A 15262-nucleotide genomic window follows, 5' to 3' on the forward strand; every position below is an offset into this window, starting at 1 on the left:
CCGGCCTCAGGGCATCAAAAAACGCCATCAGCTTGGGCTGGTGACGTTAGCGCTGCTTAGTCGTGAAGCGTGAATTGGAGCTGCATCCGTGGGGCAGCCAGTTCGATCATTTGGCCGAGCAGTTTGTTGGAATTGTTGAAGTTGATGTCTGCCAACTGGGCATTGACCTTGGTCAGGTAAGCCGGGATGTCGGCCTCATTTTGGTAAGCCGCATCGGTTTCCAGTTGGAGATGACGGCATGCGCCAACGGTGTTTTGCTCGAAGATGTTTTCGAAGTCTTCAAACAAGTGGAAGTCGTAATCGCCGAAGGTTGCCAGCAGGTAGGACAGCCAGTACTGGCTGCGCTGATCGTAATGCGCGCCGGTGTTCTTGTACTGCTCTGGGGTGTCGGTGACGTTGGCGTAAAATGGCACAACGGCATTGAAGGTGTTTGGGCCAAAGGCTAACCAGTGAATGCCAGCGATGGCCTTAGGCACGTCATTGCGAATCTGCAAAATGTGTAGTTCCTGGTTACGGTTAATGCCGATTGGGCGGAAGAGTTTCTTTTCGCCTTCGGTATTAGTGGTGCCGTAAACGTCATAAGGCGTGTTTTCGTAATGGGAGCTGAGGACAAACTTGACGTCTTCAATCGAAATCTTTTTGTCGGTGTGGCAAATAAATGGCAGATCTTGGTCGATCGGATCCTGTTCAATTTCGGGGTTGAAGTACTTCTGGCCGTACCACGCCCGCGGGTTGTTGTAGCGGGTGTCCTTGACGGTGCTGGAGCCGAAAATGTGACGCAGGTTGTAGCCGTTTTGGTCAGGATTGAGATGGTACTTTTCGATGATGGTCTGCAAATCTGGGGCGGACATGGTGTCATCGGAATCGAAGTCAAAATGATCGATGTTAAAGCGGTTTGGCGCAATCACATAGGCGTCATCGGGAATGCGAATCGCAGCCCAGTGGTGGCCGGCGATGCTTTCAAAGTACCAGCATTCGTCCTGGTCAGAGAAGCAAATACCGTTGGTTTCATAGGTGCCGTATGTTTCCAGCAACTTGCCCAGGCGTGCGACGCCTTCGCGGGCAGAGTGGATGTAAGGCAGGGTAATGGCGGTGATGTCCTCTTCACCAAGGCCATCTTCGGCCATCGGGTCAACGCCTAAGATGCGGGAGTTGGTGGTGATGGTTTCAGTGGCGGTCATGGCGACGTTATCGCTGTTGATGCCGGCAGCGGCCCAGATGCCGTGGCCATCCACAGCGTCTGGTGTGGAGGTGTAGCCCATGGGGTCGTCAGGCAAGTCGAGGTGGAAACTGCTCAACACGGCTTGGTAGTGACGTGGCTGGTCTGCGGGCTTCACATAGATGAATTTTTCCGGGTTGAGGGCTTCGGCGCCGTCTTCGTTGCGGGCGATGATGGTGGAGCCGTCAATGCTGGCCTTTTTGCCGACCAGAATAGTGGTACAGGAACCTTTAATGCGTTTTGTCAAAAGAATCATCTCTTTCAAGGAATTTCTTCTCTATTGTAGGCGTTTCGGCGGCGAAATGCGAAAGTTGCGCTGGGGCCGCGGGGTGCGGCGGCGGTGGGCTCCGCTTGGCAGGGGTGCTGGCGGTGCGGCCGGTTCGAGCCGAAGACCGGTCTCGAACCTAAAGTTGAAGCCACCTTCGCTGCGCTCATTGGTGTCTTCAACTTTGCCGCGATTAGCTTTGGGCAGCCCTGCGCAAAAAGCGCGCCGGGCTGCCGGTCGCTAATCGATTCACGGCCAGACCCCTGCCAAGCTCCGCCCACCACCACCGCGCCCCGCTCAATAACAGTAACGGTTAGTGCAATTGTTCGCCGTTGAGTTGATCGAGTTCTTCGATGATTTGGTTGCATTCGTCTAAGTTCTTGGCAATGGCGCCGCTGGCCAGGGGATGGCCGCCGCCACCGTGAGCGACAGCAATTGGGTTGATGGGCCATTGTTTGCCGCGTAATTCAACGCGGAACTGGCCATCTGGGCGTTCAGTGAAGACCACCCAGCTGCGGACGGTGGTGAGTTGGCCGACGGTGCTGACGGCGGCTTGGGCCTCGTCTTGGGCCAGGCCAAATTCACCGATCACTTTTTGGGTGATGATTAGGCTGCCGGCGCCGTTGGCGGAAACTTGCAGGTTGCCCAGCGCGTAGGCTTGTAGCTTGGCGATTTGCGGGGTGATTTCTTCCTCGGCGCGGCCAATTGCCGGCGCGTCGATGCCGGTACGCATCAGGTCGGCGACGACTTCATGGGTGTGGGCTTTGGTCAAGTCGTACAAAAAGCGGCCAGTGTCACCGATAATTCCGGCGTAAAGGCGGGCAGCGACGGTTTGGTCCAGTTGCAACTTGGCTGAAGCTTTAATCATATCGGCCACGATTTCGGAGCTGCTGGAAGCCTCCGTGTTCACGAAACTGAGGTCACCGAAGGGCTCGCGGTCAGGGTGATGATCGATTTTAATGACTTGCTGACCGGCTTGCCAGTTGGCCCCGGCGACCCGCGGGGCATTGGCGGTGTCGATCACGACGACCACCGCATGTTGATACTCGGCCGGTTCAATGGTGTCCTGCGGCGCAATCCAAGCCAGGCGTGGTGCGGCTTCACCCACGGCATAGATGTGCTTGTCGGGATAGGCGGCCTTGAGCGCTGCGGCCAAGCCAGTTTGGGAGCCGATGGCGTCGGGGTCGGGGTTCACATGACGGTGAATAATAATGGTTTCTGCCGCAGCGAGGGCGGCAAGAATGGCGGGAATGGTTGCTTGCATGTTTTTCCTCCTTGGTTGCTACGTCTGTTAGTGTAGTAGATTTCGCAAGGAAAAAACACTGCCGGTTGCGCTGATGATGAATAAAGTAATGTGGCGCACCAAATCCGTTTTAGCAGATTTTTCATGACGGCCCTGTGAGTGTGCTAGAATGAAACTCAATTAGGTGTCAAGACAGGGAGAAGAAAAATGCGCAATTTATCGATGCTAACGGATCTGTACGAGTTTTCCATGGCGAATGGTTTTCAGCGAAACCTGCCGCACACGCGGGGAATTTTTGATATTTTTTACCGGGATGTGCCTGATCATGGCAGCTTTGTCATTGCCGCAGGGTTAGCCCAGGTGGTGCAAGTGCTACGGGACTTTCATTTTGACGCGGCAGATGTGGCGTATTTACGCAGCCTCAACTTGTATGATGACGCCTTTTTGACCATGTTGGCTGATTTTCAGCTCGATTGCACCATCAGCGCGGTACCAGAAGGGCTACCAGTCTTTCCGCGCGAGCCGCTGGTTACCATTGAAGGACCACTGGCGCAGGCCCAGCTGCTGGAAACGGTGCTGCTGAATATTCTCAACCACCAGTCGCTGATTGCCACCAAGGCCCGGCGCATCACTTTTGCCGCACAAGGCCGGCCGATTATGGAGTTCGGCGCCCGGCGAGCCCAGGGGCCGGACAGTGCCCTCTATGGCACGCGAGCGGCAGTGATTGGCGGCGCCGTCAGCACCTCCAATGTCTTGGCCGCTCAGCAATTTGGCATTCCAGCAGCCGGCACCATGGCGCATAGCTGGATTGAGGCGTTTCCCAGTGAGCTGGCGGCGTTTCAGGCGTGGGCCCAGCAGTATCCCGATAACAGTGCGCTGTTAGTCGACACTTACGACGTGTTGCGGTCCGGCGTGCCGAATGCCATTACGGTGTTCAAAGCCTTGAAAGCGGCTGGACATCAGCCGGTGGGTATTCGCATTGACTCCGGGGACATTGCTTATTTGAGCAAACAGGCCCGCAAGCAGTTAGACGCCGCCGGTTTGCCGGAAGTGAAAATTACTGCTTCCAATGCGCTCGATGAAACCGTCATCCCGGCACTCTTGGCTGAAGGCGCGCCGCTGGATAACTTTGGCATCGGGGAAAAAATGATTACCAGTGCCAGCGCCCCAGTGCTCAGCGGGGTGTATAAACTCGCTGCGACCCGCACGAACGGCCAATTAAAACCGAAAATCAAGGTCTCTGCAAGCGTTGAAAAAACGACCTTGCCGGGCATCAAACAAATCTACCGGCTGTATCGCCCTGGGACGCATGAAGCCTTCGCCGATGTGATGGCGCTGGCTGATGAAACCCTTCAAACGCCGCTGGCGGTGGTGGATAGTAATCCGCTCCAGACCCATAAGTATTTGGCTCTGACCGCTTTTACCGCGGTGCCGCTACAGCAATCCATCAACTTAGCACAAGCACCGCTGGAAGATGTGTTTGCCATTCAAAAGTTTGCTCAAACCAAATTGGCCGAGCTACCGGCGGAAACGAAGCGCCTGGTCAACCCAGCTAGTTATCCGGTCTACGTGACGCAGCAACTTGATGCCTTGCAACACCAGTTGATCGACGCGTTCAAGCAGCAGGTCAATTAAACGCAAAAAGGCGCCTACGCGCCTTTTTTGAGGGCCATCAGGGGTTTGACTTGATGCGAGCGCAATGCGGGGTAGGCAATGGTTAGTGATGGCTGACACCATATTGATAAGGCGCGGCCATGTCCAACATGGAATCGATGCCCGGCGGTAGCAGGTGGCCTCGCACTTGGCTCACTGGTACCCAGCGGAGTTTGGTATCAGGGGCAAGATCAACTGTTGTCGGGTCAAGTTGGGCCACAGCTTTTGCTTGGGTAGCCGTGACCTGGCAACGATTAACAAGAATGATCTGGTGATAGTGGGTCCCGGCCAACGTGAAGAAGGCTTCAAGGGTGCCTGCCGGCGCAAACGTCAAAGTGGTCAGCTTCAGTTCCTCTTTCATTTCCCGTGCTGCTGCGACAACGCCTGATTCGCCGAACTTGACCGCCCCGCCAGGCAACTTGAATTTACCAGGCTGATCTTCATCCGGGGTGACTAGGATGTCTGGACCGTGCCGCAAAATCACCGCCGCCCGCACATTGAAGCGGGCATCAGCTTGCACCCAGTACCGAATATCATTGATTTCTTGAACCATTCGCTTGGCCTCCTGAATCGCTATGATTAGCTAGTATAGTGCTCAGCGGTGCATCGAGCTAGGGGGCAGACAAAAAAGCAGCTGCCGGCGGGGACCAGCAGCTGCATGAGGTTTGGGGTAATCAATGTTCTCTTGGGGGGAAAAACATCAATTAGGAGGAGTAATAATGAAAAAGTTGTTTGGGGTAGAAATAAGGGGGTAACTCATTTCTATGTTTCCTATACTAACGGCCGGTTGTGAAGAAACTGTGATGGAAGCGTAGCGTTTCAGTTGCGTTTTTGCGGCAGAAAGGCAAAAAAATACCGTCGCGAGGCGACGGCGAATCGGTTTTTAGAGGAAACCGACGTGATGTTCTAGGTTGGAGGACCTAGGGCCGCCCGTGCGTCCACGGTCAGCTTCGTTAGAGGCGGAAATAAGTTGGAGGCTTATTTCGTTATGGATAATACTACAGGGTAGATGTGACCAGGTTGTGAACTTTCCCGTGTGATTTGGCGACCAATTTACAGGGAAAACTGAGAAATCGCCGTTTCAGTCACCCGCTCCGGCTTGAAAGAGCATGCTAAGTATCATGCCTTAAGATAACCTATCATCCTGCTACAAGCGGCCGTCCTTCGCTGCCTATTGTGTTACAGTAAAGAAAACGATGCGAAATGAGGCCTTGCGAATGTATAAGATGATCGTGAGCGATTTGGACGAGAGTTTATTGCAAGATGATGGACGGGTTTCGAAGCGTGATATTGAAACCATCCACAAGTTGCGCGATGAAGGGGTAAAGTTTGTGCCCAACACTGGGCGCGGCTTTGCTTCGGTGCAAGCCTTGTTAGCAGAAATCGGCACCAAGGATTTAGCGGGCCAATATGTGATTTCCTATAATGGGGGCGCCATTGTCGAAAATGCCGGCAATCGCATCATGGTTGAACATGCACTGCCTTTTGCCGTGGCGGATGAGCTGTTTCGGCTGGCGATGGCGGAAGGCGACTTGTGTGCGCATGTTTATACCTTCCACCATGTCTATGTGGCGAACATCAACGAACCAGAAAAAGAATATCTGATGAATCGTGGTGTGGAATACGAAATGATCGACGCTCAGGACCTGTCAGCGTTCCAAAATCGCCCAATTGCCAAAGTGATTTTCCAGCACCTTGATTATGGCGTGCGCGAACGCTTCTACGAAAAAGCCAAGGCGGCGATTGCCACCCCGATGACCATCACCTATTCTTCTAACCGCTACGTTGAGTTCAATCCAGCTGGCATCGACAAGGGGATTGCGGCGTTGACCCTCGGCGAGCAGATTGGCGTGGCCAAAGACGAGATTATCGCGCTTGGCGATAACTCCAATGATTTAAGCATGCTGCAGCAAGTTGGCCTCGGCGTGGCGGTGGCCAATGCCATTCCGGCGGTCAAACGCGCCGCCGGGTTGGTTCTGCCAGTAACGAACAACGATGATCCCATCACCGCGTTGTATGACGCCGTTTTCAAATAGAAATCTCATCCACTTTTCAGAATAAAACCACCGTTAATCGGGCCGGTATTTAAGGGAAATTAAGCATTCTAACCCTTAGCTACGTAGGCGCGATTTTATTTTTATTTGGCCCGATTGGTTTATAAGGTTGGTACCAATTTTGTGATGGCTTTCGCAAGCGAGACGAAAAACAAAAGCTGGCGCATGTTTCACGGGGTGCACCGTTATGAAAATGAGGGTACCAAAGCGGGTATACCAACGGCAAAAGGCTGTTGTATAGGCATTTAAACAGGGTACAATTCCTTGACACCATGAAAGAATGCGGTTACACTTCACCATGGTTGGTACCAATTGGGAGGCGAGACGATGGCCAGCGAAGTTCAACCACTGCATGATCGGTTGGTGGATTTATTACGAAATCAAATTCGCACGGATATGGCACCGCACAGTAAGTTGCCTTCTGAGCGCGCGTTGGCCGAATCCTACGGCGTGAGTCGTAACACTGTCCGCGCGGCGCTGGCTAAGCTAGAAATGACCGGTGTGATTTACCGCAGTCGGGGGCGCGGCACGTTTGTCGCTAATCCGGCGGCCGAGCCGACAGATTTAGCCGAGACCTACAGCTTTTCGGAGCAAATGGCTGATCAAGGCCGGCGCGCGAACTCGCGCGTGTTGTATCTGCAGCAATTTCCGGCTAACGATTATATTGTTGAGCATCTTCAAGTACCTTTGGGGACACCAACGTATAAACTAAAGCGCATCAGGATGGCTGATGGGGTGCCACTGATGGTTGAGCGGACTTTTCTGCCAGCCGATCGGTTCCCGAAGCTGAAGGCGAGCGACGTTGAGCACGAAGGCCTGTATAACCTGATGAAGGATCATTACGACAGCCCGGTCTCCGATGCGGCGGAAGCGTTTTTTGCCAGTCTGATGTCAGCCAAAGATGCGGCGATGCTGAATGTCCCGAAAGGCTCACCGAGTTTGTCGATGCAGCGCACGACCACCAATGTCAAAGGTGAAATCGTGGAATTCACACTCAGCATCACCCGCGCCGACCAGTTCGTTTATCGTTATCACCACACCCAAAAAGGGACCACGACTTGATTGGCTTACCAGTCGGTCGCAACATAGTGAACAAGCTTGAGGAGGAATAGTTTTGTACGAGAAATCAGTAGATGAACTGACCAAGATGGGTGCGCAAATCACAACGCACGAAATTAAGCAGCAGCCAGAATTGTGGCAAGAAGCTTTGAGCAATTACCAAGGTAAAAAGGCTGAAATCACGGACTTTTTAGCTAAGGTCGTTGCTGAAGCCAACGGTCAAGTGGTCCGGGTTATCTTCACCGGCGCCGGCACCAGTGCTTACACTGGCGACACGGTGACCCCATATCTGAACCGGCACGGTGATCGGAGCCACTTCCGCTTCGAATCCATCGCCACCACGGATATCGTGTCAGCACCTTATGATTTCCTTGAAGCAGACACCCCAACGATTTTGGTTTCCTTCTCCCGCAGTGGGAACTCACCAGAATCCGTTAAAACCGTTGAACTGGCCGAACAGCTGGTTCACAACTTGCACCAGATCACCATTACCTGCGCCCCAGAAGGTCACTTGGCCGCTAAGGTTGAAGGCGACGCCAACAACCTGCTGCTGATGCAACCAGCCGGCGCTAACGACAAAGGCTTTGCCATGACTGGGAGCTTCTCTTGCATGGCTTTGACGGCCCTGCTCGTCTTCGATCAGGCCGCTGAAGCCGACAAGGCTAGCTACGTGCAAGCCGCGGTGAACATGGGTCATGAAGTGATCAAGCGCGAAGCCGAAATCCAAAACCTGGTGGACGAAGACTTCGATCGCATTACCTACCTGGGCTCTGGCAGCTTGGGTGGCTTGACTCGTGAAGCTCAGCTCAAGGTGTTGGAATTAACCGCCGGCAAGTTAGCCACGATTTTTGACACTTCCATGGGTTTCCGTCACGGTCCTAAGTCTTTTGTTAACAGCAAGACCTTGGTTTTCGACTTCCTGAGCAACAATGCTTACACCCGTCAGTACGACGTGGATGTCATGGAAGAAATCAACGGCGACAAGATTGCCAAGCGCATTGTGGCCATTGGCACCACGCAAGACCAAACCAACTTCTCCGGCGAAAACTTTGCCTTTGAAACTGGCGTTAAAGATTTACCAGAAGCTTACCAAGCCCTGCCTGACGTGATGTTCGCCCAGACCTTGGCGCTGCTGGCTTCCATCAAAGTCAACAACACACCTGATACACCATCACCATCTGGCACCGTTAACCGCGTGGTCAAAGGGGTTATCCTGCACGACTACGAAGGTTAAACCTAGCACTAAGCTGGGCAGCCAAGTTGCTGTCTGGCTTAGCCTGACGCCCTGAAGCTTCAGCGCGTGAGGCTAGGCTAGTCAGTAGCCTGGAGTGATGCCCGGTTGCATCATTGGTTGTACCAAAGCCATTATTTACTGGTTAGTTTTATCACTTTATTTTAGGGGGTATGAAGTATGGCAATTATTGCATCTCGCATTGACGGCCGTTTGGTACACGGTCAAGTTGCGAACCTGTGGACAACCAAGCTCCAAGCAAGCCGCATCATCGTGGTCGATGATGAAGCTTCCAAGGACAAGATCCAAAAGAGTGGCCTGCGGATGGCTGCTCCGATGAGTGTTCGGCTTTCAGTTTTGGATGCTGACACTGCGGCTGATCACATCAACGCTGGTAAGTACGACTCACAGCGTGTCTTCGTGGTCGCAAAGCGTCCAGCAACATTCCTGAAGCTGGTTCAAAAAGGGGTCCCGATCAAGGAACTCAACGTTGGGAACATGTCACAGACGAACGAAACCAAGTCTGTGTCCAAGTCCATCAACGTGGTTCAAGAAGACATCGATGCCTTCCACGAACTGGACAAAGCCGGAGTTAAGCTGACGGCCCAAATGGTGCCAGCTGATGACTCACACGACTTTTTGCCGATGCTTGCTAAGGTTGAAGGGTAAGGAGGAAGAAAAATGATTGCATGGTGGCAAATTGTTCTCTTGACACTCTATGCTGGGTATCAAATCCTGGATGAACTCCAGATTTATTCCTCAATGAGTGCACCTGTGTTCGCCGGCTTCTTTGCTGGTTTGGTCATGGGCGATATGAAGACTGGCCTGACGATCGGGGCTGCGATGCAGCTGACCGTTCTGGGTGTTGGGACCTTTGGTGGTGCATCTAAGATTGATGCTAACTCCGGTACCCTGCTGGCCGTTGCGTTCTCTGTTGGTACCGGGATGGATCCTAACCAAGCCATCACCGCGCTGGGTGTTCCAGTTGCCGCGCTGATGATTTACACGGATATCCTGGCTCGTTTCTCCAACACGTTCTTCGCACACCGGATCGATGCCCAAGTTGAGAAATTCAACTACAAAGGCATCGAACGTTACTTCGTTGCTGGGGCACTGCCATGGGCTTTGTCTCGGATGATCCCTGTTGGCTTGGGCTTGGCCCTTGGCGGCGGTGTTGTTAACACGATCGTTGCTTACATCAACGGTCCTCTGAAGTGGTTGGGTGATGGCCTGTCCGTTGCTGGTGCTGTATTGCCAGCCGTTGGGTTCGCTATCTTGCTGCGGTATCTGCCTGTTCGCAAGCACATCGCATACCTGCTGCTTGGCTTCACCATTACCAGTTTGCTGACCACGCTGTTCGGCTCCATTCAGAACATCGGGACTGCGCTGGCTGCTGCGCCTAAAGTTGCTGCCGGCCTTGGCAGCTTCAACGGCTTGTCCATGTTGGCCATTGCGCTGATTGGTTTGGCCCTGGCGATCATTGCTTACAACAACAGTACTTCTCAGCCGGCACCAGCTGCCGCTGCATCCACGAAGCAGGCTGATTCTTCAGACGAGGGGGAAATCACTGATGACGAACTATAAGTTGAACGATAAAGACTTCAAGCAGATCAACGAACGCTCACTGTTCGGTTTCCAACTTGGCTGGAACTACGAACGTATGCAGGCTTCTGGTTATCTGTATCACATCCTGCCACAACTGCGTAAGATTTACGGGGATGGCACTCCTGAATTGAAAGAAATGATGGAGACGCACACCCAGTTCTTCAACACCTCAAACTTCTTCAACACCATTATCACTGGTATTGATCTGGCGGTCGAAGAAGAACAAGGCATCAAGGGTAAGGAAACTGTTGCCGGGATGAAAGCCGGCTTGATGGGCTCCTTCGCTGCGATTGGTGACTCTATCTTCGCTGCCTTGATTCCTGCTATCTTTGGTGCGATTGCTGCTTCCATGGCGAAGCAGGGCAACCCAATCGGGATCTTCATCTGGATTGCGGCTCAAATCGTCGTTGACGTCTTCCGTTGGGTTCAACTGAAGATTGCCTACAAAGAAGGGGTTAACCTGGTTACAACCATGCAGCACACGCTGAATGCGTTGACCGATGCCGCTTCCTTGATGGGTGTGTTCATGGTCGGCGCCTTGGTCGCAACCATGATCAACGTCAAGTTTGCTTGGGCCCCAGTTGTTGGGACCGTGCCTTTGAACATCCAGAACAACCTGGACATGATCTTGCCTCGCATTTTGCCAGCCTTGATCTGCGGCTTCGTTTACTGGATGCTGGGTAAGAAGGGCATGACCTCCACCAAGGCGATCTTCATCGTTTTGGTCTTGGCCATTGCTCTGGGTGCCCTTGGTATCATCGCGAAGGCATAATTTCAGAATAGAAAAGGACGGTTATTATGAGTGAATTGGTATTGGTAAGTCACGGTCAGTTCTGCACGGAACTGAAGAAGAGTGCTGAAATGATTATGGGTCCTCAGGAAAACATTCACACGGTCGAACTTCTGCCCAGTGAAGGCCCTGAAGACTTCAAGGCAAAATTTGACAAGACGGTCGAAGGTCTCGGAGATTTCACCGTATTCGCTGATTTAATGGGCGGCACGCCGGCCAATGTGGTAGCGCGTATCCTCATGGAAGGCGAAGGTCATTTCGACCTCTTCACCGGGATGAACCTGCCAATGATCATCAGCTTTATCAACGCTGAGATGGTTGGTGGCGAACCAAACATCGTCGACGATGCCAAAGCCGGCGTTGTCCATGTCAACGAAATGCTGAGCTAATAACCACTGAGGGCCAAGGAGCGATCCCTGGCCCTTTTTTTACAGGCTGCGAAGCGGGGCGTACTTAGCTCGACAATTAGCCTAGCGCTGAGTCTTGTCGGCGGTTTGGGCCGGCTGGGCTCGGCGCGTAGCTAATTGCTCGAGCGTTGCCCCGCTGAGCGCAACTAGAGCAGGCTGCGAAGCTCGGCGGCCTTTGCACGATGGCTAGCCTAGGTTAAGGTTTTGCCGCTGGTTTTAGGCGGCGAGACCTTAACCGTAGCTAGACACTCGTGCATTGCCGAGCTGAGCGCAACTACAACAGCGAGGCGCCAAAGCGAAAAACTCTATTTTTACCGCTGACGCCCTTCAGCCAACCTTTTGTCAGATTCGGGTGTTTGGACTAGACCACTAACCCGAATCCGTGCTACACTGTTGTATGGAAACGCATTACAAATAAACTTAAGGAGATTGTGCAATGAGCTACTACATTCACGCTGCGAAGTTTTTCTTAAAGAACACGACCGAAAATGGCGGGTGGCTTGAAGTCACCGACGATGGTAAGTTCGGCGATTTCATTCCTGCCTATGGTGAAAAGCCAGCCGGCGAAATCAAGGACTACGGGGATCAATGGATTGCCCCTGGCTTGGTTGATACGCATATTCACGGCATGTTGGGCCATGACGTCATGGACAACGACTGGGAAGGCATCAACGAGATGTCTGAAGGCCTGCTGAAGGCTGGGGTGACTTCCTGGTTGCCAACCACGCTGACCGGTCCGTTCGAACAGTTGAACGACGTCTGCAAGACCATCGGCGACCATGCCGGCGAAGAAAAAGGCGCCAAGATCCAAGGGATTTACTTTGAAGGCCCATTCTTCACTGAAGAACACAAAGGCGCGCAAAATCCTAAGTACTTCCGTGATCCTTCCATCAAGGAATACGACGAATGGCAAGCCAGCGCCAAGGGTCTGCTCCAAAAGATGGCTTTGGCCCCAGAGCGTGAAGGTGCCGTTGAATTCACTAAGCACATGAGCCAAGACGGCAAAGTGGTTGCTTTGGGCCACTCCAGCGCGACCTTTGAACAAGCTAAGGCCTGTGTTGAAGCCGGTGCCACCGTCTTCTGCCACACCTTTAACGGCATGTCCGGTTTGAACCACCGCGCACCAGGGATGGTTGGCGCTGCGATGTACATGCAAATCGTTGACGACGAACTGATCTGCGACGGCCACCATGTGCGCCCAGAAGTCGTTGGGGCCTTGATCAAAGACAAGACGCCAGAACACATTGCCCTCATCACCGACTGCATGCAAGCCGGCATGATGCCAGACGGCGAATACATGCTGGGTGAATTCCCGGTTATCGTCGCTGACGGCATGGCTAAGCTGAAGGACGGCGCGCACAGTCTCGCTGGCTCCATTTTGCAGCTTAAGGATGCCATCAAGAACGTGGTTGACTGGAACGATGTTGTCCCAGAAGATGCCATCAAGATGGGCGCCTTAGTGCCTGCTCGTTCATGCAAAATCGACGACAAGTGCGGCAGCATCCTGCCTGGCCGTGACGCCGACTACTTGGTTCTGAACAAGGACATGAGCTTGGCCGAAACCTACCTGGATGGGGTTTCTCGTTACCAGGCTTAATCATTAAGCATCATGCTTCTAAGACTCACCGCATTTGCGCGGTGAGTCTTTTTTTGTTATCGGTAACTCCAAATATCGGCCCTTAGTTGGTGGTCGTCGCTGTTTTTTGCGCGTACACTTAAGGTACCGAAAACGCTTCACGCAATGGAGGATGGGTATGAGTAAAAAGCAATTCAGCGGCTGGGTGTTGCTGCTGGTGGGCCTGATGGTTGGCTTGTGGCGCGGGGGCCAGCAAGTGCAGGCCGCCACGTTGACGCCAGCGCAAGTGACCGAAGCCAAACGCTGGTATCAAGATCCGCAAGGGGTGATTAAGGCCAAGACGCAGCAGGCGCTTTATCAAGCCAATGCCAAGACCTTTGCCAAACTGCCGGGCCATCCGCAAATCGCCGTTATGGTCACCAGTGGCAAAGACGAAGATGAGCTGCAGGACTATGCTAATGAGCAGTTTAAGCGTTATGGTTTTGGCCAAAAAGGCTGGGATAACGGCTTGCTCCTAACGATTGAACCGAAAGAGAAGCACTACTGGTTAGAGGTCGGCTATGGGTTAGAACCGGTGGTCCCCGATGGTGCTGGCGCGGACATCGTTACCGGCAAGGTCAAAACCATGCTTCGGGCCAAGCAGTTCGATCAGGCGATTGCGGCGATTGTCAACAATACCGCCAAGCGCGTGCAGGCGCATGCCAGTGCGATTTCGACCCCGGCCCAAATTACCGCGCGGCGCGCAGCCGAAAAACGGCGTGATCGCGTGATTGTCGGGCTGGTGCTGGCCATGTTAGCCGTTGCTCTTGGCATGACAGTGCGCTTTTTCAGTTTGCGCAATCGCCTGGCGCTAATTTTGACCACACAACCGGATCAGTTTCCGATTCTGGGTCTGCTGGCTTCGGCTGGTATTACGCTGAATCCTGATCGGGTTCCTGGGGGCGGCTGGCAGCTGTTCAATCAGCAAAAAGCGATGCAGCATAGTTTTGCCAAAATCATTCGCCGCGATTATGTGACCTGGCTGGTGAAATTGCCACATCAGGCCCCGCAGCCGTATTTCTACTATCGCAAGGACAGCCCGCAATTAGCTAAAATGCCTGATGCGGCGCTGGCCCAAATGCCAAGTCTGACCGCAGTGGTGACCGATGAAACCCTGCTGGCAGATAATGAATCCATGGCTGGTGTCGTGCGGTCGGAAGTGCAAATCGCCGGCGCCTATGCGGAGCGCTTCGCCCGGTGGCTGCAACCGCAGTCCATCAAGCCGGATGAAGCTAGCAGCGTGTGGTGGGAGTTCTTTATGCATGTGCAGCCGGCAGATGCTGAGTTGAGTGATGAACAGCTGGCTGCGACTTGGCAAATGATACTCAACCACCTGCGCCATCCCGACACTGCCCAAACCGCGATGGCCGGTGTGGCACCCTGGGCAGTCACCTCCTTTGCCCCGGCCAATACCACCAGCGCTGGCGGCTTTGGTAGCGGCGGCGGCGGTGGCGCCAGCGGTGGCGGTGGTTTTGGCGGCAGCTGGTAAAAAGCTTTCGCAAAATTTGCCAAGATAGCGAAAACTGCGGAGAAAGGCCCCCTGCTTTCTAGCCTACAATTTACTTGTAAGCTGGAGAGGGGGAGACACCAATGCGTGTCATGGATTTAACGGGCCAGAAGTTCGGCCGTTTATTGGTTTTACATCGCGCAGGGACCGCAGCGAACGGGAATGCTTCTTGGCAGTGCCGCTGTGATTGCGGCAATATCGTTGTGGTTGATGGGTATCGCCTGCGCCATCACCAAGTGAAGAGCTGTGGTTGCTTGCGGCGAGAGGTTTCCCGGCGTTATGCGGCGAATAACCCAGCGTTTACCGCCCATCAAAAGGCTCACGGCACTGATTTGGTGAGCGATGATGGGGTGCCACTGAATTCATTGATCCGGAGCAAACGAAATAAATCAGGCGTGATCGGCGTGTCTTACAATGCCGCCAATCAACGCTGGTTCGCTCGGCTTCGGCACAATGGTAAGTATGTGTTGCTGAAGGCTTGCGACAGCTTCGACGAAGCCGTTGCCCTGCGCCGCGCTGCGGAACGGCAATATTTAGGCCGGCAGGATACTGCGATTAGCAGTGAAGCATAACGTGAAGGATTGGCCGGCGGGTCAATCCTTTTTGGTCGCAAA

General features: G+C 53.6%; 14 protein-coding genes. 11 read left to right on the forward strand and 3 right to left on the reverse strand.

From position 1 onward, the window contains the following. Window positions 1–56: 56 nt before the first annotated feature. The gene (locus JUF11_RS00240) at window positions 57–1466 is read right to left on the reverse strand and encodes a C69 family dipeptidase (protein WP_204117795.1); all 1410 of its coding nucleotides are present in this window, start codon (window positions 1464–1466) and stop codon (window positions 57–59) included. A 331-nt stretch (window positions 1467–1797) separates the two neighbouring features. Continuing rightward, window positions 1798–2748: a DHH family phosphoesterase gene (locus JUF11_RS00245; protein ID WP_204117796.1), complete on the reverse strand. Its 951-nt coding sequence runs from the start codon at window positions 2746–2748 to the stop codon at window positions 1798–1800. Between the two features lie 186 nt (window positions 2749–2934). Between JUF11_RS00245 and JUF11_RS00250 the strand changes: the two genes are divergently transcribed. Then, the gene (locus JUF11_RS00250; protein ID WP_204117797.1) at window positions 2935–4362 is read left to right on the forward strand and encodes a nicotinate phosphoribosyltransferase; all 1428 of its coding nucleotides are present in this window, start codon (window positions 2935–2937) and stop codon (window positions 4360–4362) included. Window positions 4363–4444: 82 nt separating this feature from the next. Here JUF11_RS00250 and JUF11_RS00255 read toward each other — a convergent pair whose 3' ends face one another. Then, the gene (locus tag JUF11_RS00255) at window positions 4445–4933 is read right to left on the reverse strand and encodes an NUDIX domain-containing protein (protein ID WP_204117798.1); all 489 of its coding nucleotides are present in this window, start codon (window positions 4931–4933) and stop codon (window positions 4445–4447) included. 664 nt (window positions 4934–5597) lie between these two features. Here JUF11_RS00255 and JUF11_RS00260 point away from each other — a divergent pair. The 10 genes from JUF11_RS00260 to JUF11_RS00305 all read left to right on the forward strand — a co-directional run bounded on the left by JUF11_RS00260 (window position 5598) and on the right by JUF11_RS00305 (window position 15220). Next, on the forward strand, window positions 5598–6416 hold the full coding sequence (locus JUF11_RS00260) for a Cof-type HAD-IIB family hydrolase (protein ID WP_204117799.1): 819 nt from the start codon (window positions 5598–5600) through the stop codon (window positions 6414–6416). A 345-nt stretch (window positions 6417–6761) separates the two neighbouring features. After that, complete coding sequence (locus JUF11_RS00265; protein WP_204117800.1) at window positions 6762–7496, forward strand: GntR family transcriptional regulator; 735 nt, start codon at window positions 6762–6764, stop codon at window positions 7494–7496. A gap of 85 nt (window positions 7497–7581) precedes the next feature. Then, window positions 7582–8727, forward strand: a complete 1146-nt coding sequence (locus JUF11_RS00270; protein ID WP_373305844.1) for an SIS domain-containing protein — start codon at window positions 7582–7584, stop codon at window positions 8725–8727. Window positions 8728–8904: 177 nt separating this feature from the next. Further along, window positions 8905–9393 carry a PTS sugar transporter subunit IIB gene (locus JUF11_RS00275; protein ID WP_125579208.1) on the forward strand — a complete coding sequence of 163 codons (489 nt, stop codon included), beginning with the start codon at window positions 8905–8907 and terminating at the stop codon, window positions 9391–9393. Window positions 9394–9405: 12 nt separating this feature from the next. Then, window positions 9406–10308, forward strand: a complete 903-nt coding sequence (locus JUF11_RS00280) for a PTS mannose/fructose/sorbose/N-acetylgalactosamine transporter subunit IIC (RefSeq protein ID WP_204117802.1) — start codon at window positions 9406–9408, stop codon at window positions 10306–10308. Next, the gene (locus tag JUF11_RS00285; RefSeq protein WP_204117803.1) at window positions 10295–11101 is read left to right on the forward strand and encodes a PTS system mannose/fructose/sorbose family transporter subunit IID; all 807 of its coding nucleotides are present in this window, start codon (window positions 10295–10297) and stop codon (window positions 11099–11101) included. Before JUF11_RS00280 ends, JUF11_RS00285 begins: the two co-directional genes overlap by 14 nt. 26 nt (window positions 11102–11127) lie before the next feature. After that, window positions 11128–11508, forward strand: a complete 381-nt coding sequence (locus JUF11_RS00290) for a PTS sugar transporter subunit IIA (protein ID WP_164507798.1) — start codon at window positions 11128–11130, stop codon at window positions 11506–11508. A 454-nt stretch (window positions 11509–11962) separates the two neighbouring features. Continuing rightward, window positions 11963–13123 carry an N-acetylglucosamine-6-phosphate deacetylase gene (gene nagA, locus JUF11_RS00295; RefSeq protein WP_125579204.1) on the forward strand — a complete coding sequence of 387 codons (1161 nt, stop codon included), beginning with the start codon at window positions 11963–11965 and terminating at the stop codon, window positions 13121–13123. Window positions 13124–13280: 157 nt separating this feature from the next. Then, window positions 13281–14630: a TPM domain-containing protein gene (locus JUF11_RS00300; protein ID WP_204117804.1), complete on the forward strand. Its 1350-nt coding sequence runs from the start codon at window positions 13281–13283 to the stop codon at window positions 14628–14630. 101 nt (window positions 14631–14731) lie between these two features. Next, on the forward strand, window positions 14732–15220 hold the full coding sequence (locus JUF11_RS00305; protein WP_125579202.1) for an AP2 domain-containing protein: 489 nt from the start codon (window positions 14732–14734) through the stop codon (window positions 15218–15220). Window positions 15221–15262: the final 42 nt, after the last annotated feature.

Source organism: Lacticaseibacillus suilingensis, from assembly GCF_016861845.1.
GTDB lineage: Bacteria > Bacillota > Bacilli > Lactobacillales > Lactobacillaceae > Lacticaseibacillus > Lacticaseibacillus suilingensis.